The organism is Streptomyces sp. UNOB3_S3 (assembly GCF_020740895.1).
In the GTDB taxonomy this organism is placed as follows: Bacteria; Actinomycetota; Actinomycetes; order Streptomycetales; family Streptomycetaceae; genus Streptomyces.
The window spans coordinates 1-12,706 of record NZ_JAILXP010000204.1 but is presented as its reverse complement, the minus strand read 5'-3'; the positions used below and the strand labels follow the sequence as shown (position 1 = coordinate 12,706).

9 protein-coding genes and 1 pseudogene are annotated in these 12,706 nt (G+C 73.4%); 2 read left to right on the top strand and 8 right to left on the bottom strand.

Annotated elements, in window-relative coordinates; all coding sequences use genetic code 11:
- Positions 1 to 535: pseudogene (locus K6I33_RS21580) on the top strand (hypothetical protein); the annotation flags it as partial.
- A 17-nt stretch (positions 536 to 552) separates the two neighbouring features.
- Here the strand turns inward: K6I33_RS21580 and K6I33_RS21575 are convergent.
- Genes K6I33_RS21575 through K6I33_RS21545 form a run of 7 tightly spaced genes read right to left on the bottom strand, consistent with a single transcriptional unit; the run spans position 553 to position 10,950 of the window.
- Complete coding sequence (locus tag K6I33_RS21575; RefSeq protein ID WP_229355440.1) at positions 553 to 1,878, bottom strand: M1 family metallopeptidase; 1,326 nt, start codon at positions 1,876 to 1,878, stop codon at positions 553 to 555.
- A 4-nt stretch (positions 1,879 to 1,882) separates the two neighbouring features.
- Positions 1,883 to 2,767, bottom strand: coding sequence for an ABC transporter permease (locus K6I33_RS21570; protein WP_229355437.1), 885 nt, complete (start codon positions 2,765 to 2,767; stop codon positions 1,883 to 1,885).
- The gene (locus K6I33_RS21565) at positions 2,727 to 3,623 is read right to left on the bottom strand and encodes an ABC transporter ATP-binding protein (RefSeq protein ID WP_229355435.1); all 897 of its coding nucleotides are present in this window, start codon (positions 3,621 to 3,623) and stop codon (positions 2,727 to 2,729) included. Before K6I33_RS21565 ends, K6I33_RS21570 begins: the two co-directional genes overlap by 41 nt.
- A 15-nt stretch (positions 3,624 to 3,638) precedes the next feature.
- The gene (locus tag K6I33_RS21560; RefSeq protein WP_229355427.1) at positions 3,639 to 4,091 is read right to left on the bottom strand and encodes a MarR family winged helix-turn-helix transcriptional regulator; all 453 of its coding nucleotides are present in this window, start codon (positions 4,089 to 4,091) and stop codon (positions 3,639 to 3,641) included.
- Between the two features lie 26 nt (positions 4,092 to 4,117).
- Complete coding sequence (locus K6I33_RS21555) at positions 4,118 to 5,470, bottom strand: aspartate kinase (RefSeq protein WP_229355422.1); 1,353 nt, start codon at positions 5,468 to 5,470, stop codon at positions 4,118 to 4,120.
- A gap of 51 nt (positions 5,471 to 5,521) precedes the next feature.
- Entirely contained in the window at positions 5,522 to 6,841 is a 1,320-nt protein-coding gene (locus tag K6I33_RS21550; RefSeq protein WP_229355420.1) for an aminotransferase class III-fold pyridoxal phosphate-dependent enzyme, read from the bottom strand.
- The gene (locus tag K6I33_RS21545) at positions 6,838 to 10,950 is read right to left on the bottom strand and encodes a Pls/PosA family non-ribosomal peptide synthetase (protein WP_229355410.1); all 4,113 of its coding nucleotides are present in this window, start codon (positions 10,948 to 10,950) and stop codon (positions 6,838 to 6,840) included. The genes K6I33_RS21550 and K6I33_RS21545 overlap by 4 nt, the downstream gene beginning before the upstream one ends.
- 353 nt (positions 10,951 to 11,303) lie before the next feature.
- On the opposite strand from K6I33_RS21545, the gene K6I33_RS21540 reads away from it, so the two are divergent.
- Positions 11,304 to 11,894 (top strand): RICIN domain-containing protein, encoded by a 591-nt coding sequence (locus K6I33_RS21540; protein WP_229355400.1) that lies wholly within the window; start codon positions 11,304 to 11,306, stop codon positions 11,892 to 11,894.
- A 6-nt stretch (positions 11,895 to 11,900) separates the two neighbouring features.
- Here K6I33_RS21540 and K6I33_RS21535 read toward each other — a convergent pair.
- On the bottom strand, positions 11,901 to 12,706 hold an 806-nt coding region (locus tag K6I33_RS21535; RefSeq protein ID WP_229355398.1), incomplete at its 5' end, for an FkbM family methyltransferase.

Here is a 12,706-nt window from a genome sequence, read left to right as displayed (position 1 = left end):
TCATCCGGCCGGCGGAGGCCTGTGCGCAGCGGCGCAGTTCGGCGAGGAGCCAGTCCCGGGCCGCGCCGACGCCGCCGCGCCCGCCCGGCCGCAGCGGGAGTTCCCGCCCGGGCGGGAGGAGATCGCACTCCCGTTGCGCGGCAGGCCGTTGCGGGACCGGTACGTCCTGCGGCTGATCGCCGTCGACCGGATGCCGCACTTCGTCGTTCTCGCCGTACTGGCCGCCACCGTCTTCGTGTTCGTCCATGAGCGGAGCCGGCTCCAGAAGCCGTTCTACCGGATCGTCGACGCGGTCCAGAACGGCGTCGGAGGGCCGAGCGGACTGACGAACCACGGCCTGCTCAAGGACCTCGACAAGGCCTTCGCCGCGCACGCGTCCACCCTCTGGATCATGGCCGTGGTGCTGTATCTGCTCCTCGCCAAGCGGCTGTTCGGCGTCCGGGGCGGTGGCCGGGCCGAGGCGGCCGAGTGCGCTCACGACACCGGCTGGGGAGCGCTGGAACGGGTCTTCCCCGGGCACCCGGGACGCGCCTGAGCACGCGTCCCGCCCATCTACCCACCGCCGGCCGGCAGTTCCGGCAGCGCCCGCTCGTGGAGCCAGCCGGTGAAGAACCCGCCCAGCTCCCTGCCCGTCACCTCATCCGCCAGCGCGATGAACCGTTCCGTATCGCACGCGCCGCCCCCGTACCGGGCGAGCAGTTCGCGGGCCAGGCGGAAGAACGCGTCGTCGCCCACGGTCTGCTGCAGCGCGTGGAGCGTGCACGCGCCGCGGCTGTACATCCAGTCCTCGTACATCTCGCCCGGCCCGGGGTCCGCCAGGACCGACCCCCTCGGTGTCCCGTCCCGCCGCAGCCCGGCCATCTCCGAGCGGGCCGTCGCCGACGCGGCCGGCCCGCCGGAGGCCTCCCACCACAGCCACTCGGCGTACGTCGCGAAGGCCTCCTTCAGCCACAGGTCCCGCCAGCCGCCGATCCCCACGTGGTCGCCGAACCACTGGTGGGCCAGCTCGTGCGCCACCTCGTCCTCGTGGCCCCGGACGCCGTCGACGCGGTCGGTGCCGAAGACCGGGCAGGTCTGCGCCTCCAGCGGGTCCCCGACGTCGCCATCCACGACCACGACCCCGTACTCCCCGAAGGGGTACGGGCCGAAGAGGTCCGTGAACACCCGCAGCATCCACGGCTGCCGGCCGAAGTCGTACGCCGCCCGGTCCGCCATCCGCTCCGGGAAGGCGTTGCGCAGCACGACGCCCGGCGGGCCGCCGGACTGCTCGGTGAGGACGAAGCGGCCGATGGCGACGGTCGCCAGGTACGGCGCCATCGGGCCCGCGTGCTCGTACACCCACGTGGTGCGGCCCGCCCCCGCCGCCCGGCGCTCCGTCAGCCGGCCGTTGGCGCACACCCGGTAGGGACCGGGGGCCGTGATCTCGAAGCGGTAGGCGGCCTTGTCGTCGGGGCGGTCGTTGCAGGGGTACCAGGACGGGGCGCCCACCGGCTCACTGGCGACCCGGACGCCGTCCCGGGTGCGGAACCAGCCCGCCGCGTCGTCCAGTCCGGGCAGGCCGACGGGCCGGGGCACCCCGCGGTAGGCGACGGTGACCTCGACGGGCTCGCCCGCCGGCAGGGGGCGTTCCGGTCCGAGGCGGAGCTTCTTCTTGCGGTGCCGGAAGGCCACGGCCGTGCCGGCGACCGTGGCGCGGGTGACACGCAGGCGCGCCAGGTCGAGGTCGAGCGTGTCCAGGGGGCACGTGGGGACGACGGTGAGGGCCGCGTCGGCGAGGACGCGGCCCGAACCGGGCCGCCAGTCGAGGCGCAGCCGGTAGCGCGATACGTGGAAGGCCGTGCTCCCGTGGCCGGGGAAGTAGCGGTGCCGGGAGCGCACGGTCTCAGCGGGCCAGCCGGCCCAGCAGGGAGGCCGCCGCGGCGATGCCCAGGAGCGCGGCGAGGGTGAGGACGGCGAAGTCGGTGACGAGGTGGGCGTGGGTGCCGATGAGGAGTCCGCGCAGGGCGTCCACCTGGTAGCTGAGCGGGTTCACGGCGCTGAACGTCCGCAGCCAGGTGGGCATCACGTCCACCGGGTAGAGGGCGTTGGAGCCGAAGAACAGCGGCATGGTGATGGCCTGGCCGATGCCCATCAGCCGGTCGCGGGTGAGCACGATCCCGGCGATCGTCATCGACAGGCAGGAGAAGAAGGCCGAGCCGAGGAGGACGACCACGACGACGCCCAGCAGCTTCAGCGGGTTCCAGGTGAGCGCGACGCCCAGCACGGCGGCGATCGCGATGACGACCACGGCCTGGATCACCGCCTTCACCCCGGACGCGAACGCCTTGCCGGTGATCAGCGCGGCTCTGGGGGTGGGGGTGACCAGGAGCTTGGTGAGGACGCCGGAGTCCCGCTCCCAGATGATCATGATGCCGTAGAAGATGGCGATGAACATCGCCGACTGGGCGATGATCCCGGGGGCGAGGTAGTCGATGTAGGGGACGTTCCCCGTGGGGATGACGCGCATCCGGGTGAAGGTCTCGCCGAAGATCAGCAGCCAGAGCGCCGGCTGGACGGCCCGGGTGTAGAGCTCGGTGCGGTCGTGCCGCAGCTTCTGGAGCTCGACCGCGCACATCGCGGCCACCCGGGCCGGGACGACCCGCAGCCCGCCGCGGGCGCGCGGCGGGGACAGCAGCAGCGCGAACCGCTGTTCCGGTTCCGGGGAGACGGTCCCGCCCGGCGTGGCGTCAGCCGACGCGGGACGCGGTGCGGCGGGTACGGCGGACATCGCTGAACTCCCCTCGCTGCTCGTCGGGGCCGGCGTCGCCCAGCCCGCTGCCCGCGAAGTGCCGGAAGACGTCCTCCAGGGAGGGCGGCGGCAGGCTCGTTGCGCCGGACTCCCGGCGGTGGGCGATCAATTGTGCCTTGAGCTCCTCGGGCGTGCCCAGCGCGCGGATCCGCCCGCGGTGCATCAGCGCCAGCCGGTCGCAGCGCTGGTCGGCCTCCTCCATGGAGTGGGTGGTCACCAGCACGGTCATGCCCGTGCCCGCGCGGATGTCGGAGATGCGCTCCCAGACGCTGTCGCGGGCGATCGGGTCCATGCCGATGGTCGGCTCGTCCAGGATCAGCAGACGCGGTGCGCTCACCAGGGCCTGGGCCAGTTCGAGGCGGCGGACCATGCCGCCCGAGTACGTGCCGGCCGACCGCTGCGCGGCGTCGGCCAGGCCGACCGCGTCCAGCGCCTGCGCGACGCGCGCGGCGCGTTCGCGGCGGGGAACGTCGAAGACCCGGGCGAAGAGGGCCACGTTCTCGTGGCCGGTGAGGTTGGCGTCGGCGGACAACTGCTGGGGCACATAGCCGAGCAGCCGCCGGACGGCCATCTTCTGCCGGGCCGCGTCGTGCCCGAAGACCTCGACGACGCCCGGCGGGACGGGCAGCAGCGTGGTGACCGCGCGGATCGTGGTCGTCTTGCCCGCGCCGTTGGGGCCCAGGAGGCCGAAGACCTCGCCCTGCTCGACCCTCAGGTCCAGGCCGTCCACGGCCTTGGTGGCGCCGAACGCGTAGTGGAGGTCGACGCAGCTGAGCGCCGCCGTGTCCGCGGTCTCCCCGGCGGTCCTCGAGTGGTGAGGGGTGGAAGTGGTCATGGCACCTCCGCGGTGTCAGACGGGCTCCGCGTCCCGCATCGACGCGGCGAGTCTGCGCAGCGCCGGCAGCGCGGCCGCCAGGGCCGCCCGGTCCTCGTCCGTGAGCTTCCGGACGTGGTCCCGGAAGAGCGCGGCGCGCCGCGCGTCCCAGTCCCGAAGCCGTTCCCCGCACGACGGCGTCGGGAAGAGCAGCGCGGCGCGCCCGTCCCCGGGGTCGGCCGCCCGGCGCAGCAGGCCGGCCGACATCAGCTGACCGACCAGTGTGCTGACGGTGTTGGCGGCCAGGCACAGCTCGCGGGCGGCGGCCGAGACGCCGATGCCGGGGCGGGCCGTGACCAGTCGCATCAGTTCGACCTGGGCGCCACGGGGCCGTGGCACCGGAAGGCCGTGCCAGAGCCTCCGGCGGGCGATCCGCTGGATACCGGAGAGCACTCCGGCGAGCTCGTCGGGAAGACTCCCTGCGGCCATACCATCATTTTAGCTCTGTGTAGGAGTTACCGACAGACGCCCGCACGCGCCGGTTCGGCCCCGGCGCACGCCGCGCGCGCCGCCCTGCCGGACGGGACCACGCGCTTGGCCGGCTCGGCGTCCGCGCCGAGGCCGAAGGACCGGTGCAGCGCGCGCAGCGCGTCCGGGAGCCGGGCGGCCGGGCAGAGCACCGAGATCCGGGTCTCCGTCGCCGAGACGGTCTCGAACCGCACGTCCGCCCGGGCCAGCGTCTCGCAGAACGTCGCGATCGCGCCCGTGCGCGTCCGGATGCCGGAGCCGACGAGCGAGACCTTGCCGATGTCGTCGCGGCAGATCACGTCCTCGTGGCCGATCTCGGCGCGGTGCTCGCACAGTGCCGCGAGCACGGCGGGCACATCGCTCTTCGGGAGGACGAACCTGATGTCGCCGGCCCGCGCGCCGGGCCCGTACACCGTCGGCTGGACGACCGTGTCGATCTCGGCACCGGCGTCCGCCACCACCCGGAACACCGTGGACACGGCCCCCTGCCGGGCCGGGACGGCGGTCACGGTGACCTCGGCCGTGGACAGGTCGTGCGCGACGCCCGCGAACGGCGCGCGCTCCGGGCAGGCGGCGTGCTCCGCGCACGCGCCGCGCTCCGGTTCGTCCGGGCGCGCCGACACCACCGTGCCGGGGCAGCCGCCGTCGGAGGCGCGGACGCGCACGGTCACACCGTGCCGGCGGGCGTACTCCACGCTGCGCGGGGCCAGCACCTTGGCGCCGCTCGCGGCCAGTTCCAGCATCGTGTCGTAGTCCAGCCGGGACAGCGGTCTGGCCTGCGGCACCAGATGGGGGTCGGCGGTGTGGACGCCGTCCACGTCGGTGTAGATCTCGCAGACGTCCGCCTTGAGCGCGGCGGCCAGCGCGATCGCCGTGGTGTCGGAGCCGCCGCGGCCCAGCGTGGTGTCCTCGCCGGTCTCCCGGCTGACGCCCTGGAACCCCGCGACCAGCACGACCATCCCGCGGTCGAGCGCCTGCCGCACCCGGGTGGGCTCGACGCCGATGATCCGGGCCCGGCCGTGCACCGAGCTGGTGATCACACCGGCCTGCGGGCCCGAGAAGGAGCACGCCGGCACCCCCAGCGTCTGGACCGCCATGGCCACCAGCGCGTTGGATATGCGCTCGCCGGCGCTCAGCAGCATGTCCAGCTCGCGACGGGAGGGGACGGGGGCCAGCTCCCCCGCCAGCCCGAGGAGCCGATCGGTGGTGTCGCCCATCGCGGAGACCACCACGACGAGGTCGTGGCCCTCCTCGTGCGTGGCGACGATGCGTTCGGCGACGCGCCGGATCCGCTCGGTACTCCCTACCGAGGAGCCGCCGTATTTCTGGACGATGAGCATCGTTCGGGGCCTTCCACTACGGAGTACGTGTACGGAGTACGTGCGGTGGGACTACGGGGACGGGGCGCGGGCGGTGACCGCGTCGACGAGGATCGAGCAGGCGGTGTCGACGACCTCGGCCGTCACATTGAGCGGCGGCAGGATCCGTACGACACAGTCCTCCCGGCCGCCGAGCTCCACGATCAGCCCGTGGCGCAGCGCGTGGGCCTGCACCGCCGAGGCGGCCGCGGTCGCGGGCCGGCCGGTCGCGGGATCGGCCAGCTCGACGCCCCACATCAGGCCCCGGCCCCGCACCTCGCGGACCCATGGACGGCCCGTCAGCGGCGCCAGCCGGGCGGCGATCTGCTCGCCGCGCCGCCGGACGTTGCCCAGTACGTCGTCGCGCCGGATCACCTGGATCGCCTCCACCCCCGCGGCGAACGCCAGCTGGTTGCCCCGGAAGGTGCCGATGTGCGCACCGGCCTCCCAGGTGTCCAGCGCGGCGTCGTAGAGGATGACGGCGACCGGCATGCCGATGCCGCTCAGGGCCTTGGACGCCACGACCACGTCCGGCTCGATGCCGTACTGCTCGAACGCGAACCACGTGCCGGTGCGCCCGCAGCCCGTCTGCACCTCGTCGACCACCAGGGGCACGCCGAGGTCACGGGTCAGCTCCCGCACCCGCCGGGCGAATTCGGGGCGGGCCGGGACCACGCCGCCCTCGCCCTGCACCAGCTCCAGCAGGACGGCGGCGGGCAGCGGGACGCCCCCGAGGCTGTCGGTCAGCGCCCGCTCCAGGTACCCGGCGTCGTTGTACGGGAAGAAATGGACGCCGGGCATGGTGTTGGCCACGTTCCGCTTGGCGGACACCAGCCCGCTGAGCGCCATGGCGGCGTGCGTACTGCCGTGGAAACCGCCCTGGAAGGAGACGACGTCCCCGCGGCCGGTCGCGGTCTTGCACAGCTTGACGGCGGCCTCGACCGCGTTGGCGCCGGTGGGCCCACAGAAGTGGATCTTCATCTTGTCGCGGAGCTCCGGGCGGAGCATGGACAGCTGGGCCTCGGTGAAGGCGTCCTTGGCCGGGGTGGGGAAGTCCAGGCCGTGGGCGAGCAGCCCCAGCTGCCGGGTCACGCTCGCGACGACCTCGGGGTGGTTGTGGCCCAGGGAGAGCACCCCGGCGCCGGCGAGGAAGTCGATGAAGACATTGCCGTCGACGTCTCGGACGAAGCTCCCGGAGCCCTCCTCCAGGGCGATCGGCAGATGCCTCGGGTACGTCCGGGCGCCGGACTCCCGGAGCTCCTGACGGGCCAGCAGCTCGGCGGAGAGCGGGCCGGGCAGCTCACCGTCGACATACGGGGCGGTCAGCGGGCGGGGGATGACGAGCGAGGTCATGACGCACCTCCTGCGGTCGCCTCGGCGTTCGCTTCGGGGGCCGCCTCCGCGGTCGTGCTTACGGGCGCGGTGGCGGGCCGGGCGGGGATGCCCCGCCAGCTCGTGCCGTCGGGCAGGGACTCGCCCTTCATCACGAGGGACATCGAGTCGAGCCGGGCACCGGATCCCACCCGCGCGCCGTACAGGACGACGGAGCGCACGCCGACCGACGCCGACGCTCCGACCGTGACGTGGGACATCTTCATCACCCGGTCCTCGAACAGATGCGTCTGGAGGGAGGTGACCTCCCCGACCGCCGCGTCGTCGCCGACCTCGACGAGGTCGAACTCCGTCAGGTACGTGGTGGACAGCCACACCCGCCGCCCGATCCGCGCGCCGAACAGCCGCAGCATCCAGCAGATCCACGGTGTGCCGGTCAGCAGATTGAGGAAGGCGGGCACGACCAGGTTCTCGAACAGGCCGGTGACCAGCTCCGTACGCCGGACCCAGACGCTCCACAGGGGCTCCTCGCGCGGCCGGTAGCGGCCCACGACCAGCCATTTGATCACCACCGTGACCAGGGTGGCGGCCAGCCCCGCCAGCAGCACCAGGGCCGGGGCGACGAGGAACAGCACCAGGGGCCGGGAGGCCTCGGCCACGCGCAGCGCCAGGTAGAGGCTGCCGAGGCCGCACAGCGCGCCGATCGTCGCGGGCAGGGTCACCCGGAAGTACTCGATGGCCAGGCGCGCGGCGATCAGCCCCCGGGTCGGGCTGTAGGTCAGCTTGGGGTCGAACGCCTTGCTGGCCTCGCGGTGCGGCAGGAAGATCGCGGGGGAGCCCAGCCAGGTCGTCTCGGGGGCGAGGGGCGTCTCGGGAGCGAGGGAGTGGACGCCCAGGAGGGCGTTGTCGCCGATCCGGCAGGAGCCGGGCACCAGCGCCCCGTTGCCGACGAAGGCGCGCCGCCCCACCTCGGCGGGCGCGAGCGCGATCCGGCCCCGGTGGAAGACGGCCGGGCCCACCATGCTGATGTCCGCGACGAAGCTCTGCTCGCCGATGACCAGCATGTCGGGGTCGACGAAGCTCACCGTCGCCACCTCCGCCCAGCGTCCCGTCCGCGCGCCCAGCCACCGCAGGAAGGGCACGAGGTAGAGGGTGGAGTACAGGGCGTGGGTAAGCGTCAGGCTCTGTGTGAGCATGCCGTCGCTGATCCACTTGCGCACCCCGAAGGCGCCGCGCTCGATGTGGAGCCCGGCGGGCGCGGTGCGCATGAGGGCCTTCTTGACGAGGAGGACGGCCCCGCAGATGCCCAGCACGGCCACGGGCCCGGCCACGGCCGCCGCCGCGCAGGCCCAGGCGAAGCCGTAGCGCCAGGCCGTGCCCGCCACGATCACCGGGGGGACGGAGATCGACAGCAGGGGGACAAGCGTGAAGAGCAGCGCGCCCGCCGCGTAGCCCGCCAGCACCGGGACGGGCCAGGGACGTTCGTCGTCGGCGCGGGCGGCCATGTCCGCGAGCAGGGGCGGGGTGGCGTCCCGGCGGGTCACGGGCGCGCCGGCCCAGTGCTCGCCGGCGGGGACGACCTGGCCCTCGGGGACGAGCGACTGCTCGCCGACCGAGGCCCCGTCGCCGATGACGGCACCGGGGAGCACCACACTGTTGGCGCCCACGAAGCAGCCGGAGCCGATCCGCACGGGCCCGAGCCGCAGCCGGCCGCCCGTGACGGTGTACGGCTGGACGCGGGCGCCGTAGCCGACGCTGGTCCGCTCGCCGATCTCCACGAGCGAGGCCGGGAAGAAGAGCGCCGACAGGTGGCAGCCCCGCCCGATCCGGGCGCCGAGCAGGCGCAGACAGACGGCGAAGAGCGGCGAACCGGGCAGCAGGGCGACCGGCGATGTGGCAAGTACCCTGCCGTGCAGCCAGAACCGCAGATAGGTGACGCCCCACAGGGGATAGTCCCCGGGGCGCACACCGGCCATGAGCAGCCGGCAGACGAACAGCGGCAGCACGCCCAGGGTGAGGACCAGCCAGCCCGCGGTCAGCAGCAGGAACACCGGCATCGGGAGATGCCCGGCCACGTCCAGCGCGCTGCCCGCCGGCGGTGCCCGCACGGGGACGCGCCACGCCTCGAAGAGGCGGTACAGCAGGGCCACCGCGGCGACCGACGGCAGCAGCAGCCACAGGTACAGCCCCATGAGCTGGGCGATGCCGCAGACCGCCACGCGGAGGGTGGAGTGCCGCAGGGGAGGGGGCGCGGGCGTCTCGCGCGCGGGTGTCTGCGAACGGGCGGACGCGATGAAGGCGGCCAGGTCCCGGACGGTCGGGTGGGCGTAGAGGTCGCCCATGGCCACGTCGCCGAACGCGGGGTCCTGGCGCATCCGGGAGATCAGCCGGGCCGCGGTCATGGAGTGACCGCCGAGGTCGCAGAAGAAGTCGTCCTCGACGGAGAGCCCGCCGCCATCGCTGTCGGTCCCGCCGGCGCCCAGGATGTCCTGCCAGAGGGCGGTCAGCCGCCGCTCCAGCGGTGTCGCCGGGGCGGTGCGCGGCTGGGTGCGGCGGGCGAGCGGCGGGGAGACGGGCGCGGGGAGCGCGGCCCGGTCCACCTTGTCGGCGGCCAGCAGCGGGAACTCGGGGAGCACTTCCAGGAACGAGGGGACCATGTAGCCGGGAAGCCTGTTGCGCAGCCGGACCCGCAGCCGCTCGCGCAGCTCCTCGTCGGAGGGCCGGTCGGCGGCGTGGCCGGTGAGGGTGACGTAGCCGATCAGGCCCTGGGCGACGCCCTCGCGTTCCAGGGGTGTGACGACGGCGTTCCCGACCGCCCGGTCCTCGCGCAGGACCGTTTCGATCTCGGCGAGTTCTATGCGGTAGCCGCGGATCTTCACCTGGGTGTCGGTGCGGCCCAGGTATTCGAGCTCTCCCGCCCCGGTGAAGCGGCCCCGGTCGCCCGTGCGGTAGACGCGGGGGGCGCGGTCGCGGTCGCCCGGCACCGGGTTGGGGACGAACCGCTCGGCGGTGAGCTCGGGGCGGTTGACGTAGCCCAGGGCGACTCCGGGGCCGCCGATGCAGATCTCGCCGCTCTCGCCCCGGGCGACCGGGCGGAGCTTCTCGTCGAGGATGTAGACACGGTAGGTGGGCAGGGGCGTGCCGATGGTGACCGGCCGGTCGGGGGCGAGCTCGCCACAGGTGGCGGTGACCGTCGCCTCCGTGGGGCCGTAGGCGTTGAGGATGCGCCGGCCGGGGCGCCACCAGCGGCGTACCAGGCCGGGAGGGCACGCCTCGCCGCTGACGAGGAGGCTGCGCAGGGTGGGCACCTCCGCCTCCAGCGTCATCAGGAGGGTGGGGACGCAGCACAGCACCGTGATCCCGTGCTCGATCAGGAAGCCGTTCAGCCCCTCGCCGGCCCGCCGGTCGTCACCGGGCCCCGCGACGAGGGTCGCCCCGGCCAGCCACGTCGGCCAGATCTCCTCGACGGCGAAGTCGAAGGCTAGGGAGAGGCCCTGGTAGACCCGGTCCTCCGGCCGTACGCGGTAGATGGGGGCGACCACGCGCAGGAAGTTGACGATGCTCGCGTGCGACACGGCCACGCCCTTGGGGCGGCCGGTGGTGCCGGAGGTGTAGATGACGTAGCACAGCGAGGACGGGCCGGGCCGGACCCCGGGCCGGGTGTCCGGCCGGCGGGCCAGCAGCTCCTCCGCGCGGTCCAGTTCCAGGACGGGGCAGTGCAGGTCGCGGGTCCTCCCGCTCCGGGACGAGGCCGTCACCAGGTCGGACAGCTCCGCGTCATGGGCGATGAACGCCAGCCGGTCGGCAGGGAAGGACGGGTCGAGGGGCACATAGGCGGCGCCCGCCTTGAGCACCGCGAGAAGGGCGGTGTAGCAGTCGGCGGAACGGTCGAGCAGGATTCCCACCCGCGAGCCCTCCCCGGCGCCGCGCGCCCGGAGCAGATGGGCCAGCCGGTTGGCCCGGCGGTCGAGCTCCGCGTAGCCGAGGCGCCGTCCGTCGCAGATGACGGCGGTGCGGTGCGGGGCTTTGTCACAAGCGTATTCGAAGTATTCCGCCAGGGTCCGGACGTCGGGCGGGGCGCCCGTGGCCCGGGTCCCGGCGGACCCCGTGGCCGTTGTCGACTCTGCCATGACCTCTCCCTGCGGGGCGGATCCGCAGCATGTGCGCCTTGCCTGTCCATATGTACGGATGAGCGGTGGACGCCGTTCATCCGATGGGCCCGGACGCCGGCGTCTCCGGAATCTTCACGTCGAGCTTTTGACGTGTGGAATGTAGCGTTTTATCCCTCTTCTTCTTCCACGGTAAGTAACGTGACCGCGAAGGGGAAATGGAGACGCGGTGGTGGCGTCCCCGGACCCTCGGGGCGGGCCCGGGGCCGCCCCGGTGCGGTGCGGGGCCTGACCGGATCCGGGGTGTACGGCGCCGGGTGCGGCGGCCATGCTTGAGCGGCGCCCGAGAGGCCCACCATGGGGAAGGACTCCGCATGAACCCTCACGTGAACCGCCCGAACCGCCCGAACCGCCGGCTGAGATCCTTGAGCACGATGGTCGCGAGCCTCGCGCTCGCCCTGACCGGGACGACGGCCACGGCGGCGCCGTCGACGCCGCCCCCGGCGACCCAGGCCGGCCCCGGCCCGCTCTTCAACCTGCGGAACGCGGCCGACCCGAACGGCAACAAGTGCGTGGGGCTGGCGAACAACGGCAGTACCGCGAACGGGACGATCCTCGTCCTGTGGGACTGCCACCTCAACTTCGACCAGTGGTGGTACAAGGGCGACGACGGTGTCTCCCTGCGCAGCAACGCCTCCGGCTATCCGTACGGCAAATGCATAGGCCTGGCGGACAACGGCAGCACGGCGAACGGAACGCGCCTCGTGCTGTGGGACTGTCACCTCCACCCCGACCAGTGGTGGCGGATGCAGCCCCTGGGCGACGGCAATGCCGCCCTCGTCTCCGGGGCGGGACAGAACAAGTGCGTGGGGCTGGCCAACAACGGCAGCACCGCGAACGGGACACCGCTGGTCCTGTGGGACTGCCACTACAACCCCGACCAGCGGTGGTTCACGCGTTCCTAGCCGCGGCTACGCACGGCGGACGTAGAGTTCCACGGGGTTGAAGCCGACCGGGTCGGGGATCCGGGGCGGGACGCGGCGGAAGCCGGCCCGGGCCAGTGTGGAGCGGACGGCGATGCCGTCGATGTACTTGTCGTGGATCTCCATCACGATCCGCGCCACCCGGGTCATCCACGGCCGGGGCTCGGCGAAGATCCCGGACTCGCTGCCCTCGACGTCGACCTTCAGCAGGTCGACGCGGTCGATGCCGTGCTCGTCCAGCAGCTGTTCCACGGTGACCGCCCGCACCGTGCGCGGCGGCCGGGCCAGGACGTTCTCCAGCCGGTGCGGGCGGCTGCGGCGCAGCTCGCGGACGGCGGGGACGGCGGTGCAGGTGTCCCAGAAGCCGCTCACCGCGAACTCCAGTTCCCCTTCCCGGCCGTCGACGGCCAGCGGCTCGACGGTCCAGTCCAGGCCGGACAGCGCGGCGTTCCGCCGCAGCACCGCGAGGCTCTCCGCGATGGGCTCGACCGTCAGCAGTCTGCGCGGCCGGTAGCGGGCCGTCAGATAGGCGGCGGCCAGGCCGGTGTTGCCGCCGAGGTCCACCACCGTGTCGAGGGTGGTGAGGGGCTCGTCCAGCGCGTAGACGGCGTCGAGCTCGTAGAAGCGGCGCAGGAAGACCTGCCACAGGATCAGCAGGTCGCTCTGGCCCCGCCGGACGACCACGGACGCGGGCCCGCCCGGGGTGGCGAAGCGGAAGGAGAGTAACGCCTCGCTGTCGAGGGGCGTGCCCGCGGCGCCGGCGAAGCGCCGGGCCATCCAGTACGGCACCGTCA

Coding starts and splice junctions, on each gene's coding strand:
- K6I33_RS21570 (WP_229355437.1), bottom strand. CDS start 2,767: ATGTCCGCCGTACCCGCCGCACCGCGTCCCGCGTCGGCTGACGCCACG.
- K6I33_RS21565 (WP_229355435.1), bottom strand. CDS start 3,623: ATGACCACTTCCACCCCTCACCACTCGAGGACCGCCGGGGAGACCGCG.
- K6I33_RS21560 (WP_229355427.1), bottom strand. CDS start 4,091: ATGGCCGCAGGGAGTCTTCCCGACGAGCTCGCCGGAGTGCTCTCCGGT.
- K6I33_RS21555 (WP_229355422.1), bottom strand. CDS start 5,470: ATGCTCATCGTCCAGAAATACGGCGGCTCCTCGGTAGGGAGTACCGAG.
- K6I33_RS21550 (WP_229355420.1), bottom strand. CDS start 6,841: ATGACCTCGCTCGTCATCCCCCGCCCGCTGACCGCCCCGTATGTCGAC.
- K6I33_RS21545 (WP_229355410.1), bottom strand. CDS start 10,950: ATGGCAGAGTCGACAACGGCCACGGGGTCCGCCGGGACCCGGGCCACG.
- K6I33_RS21540 (WP_229355400.1), top strand. CDS start 11,304: ATGAACCCTCACGTGAACCGCCCGAACCGCCCGAACCGCCGGCTGAGA.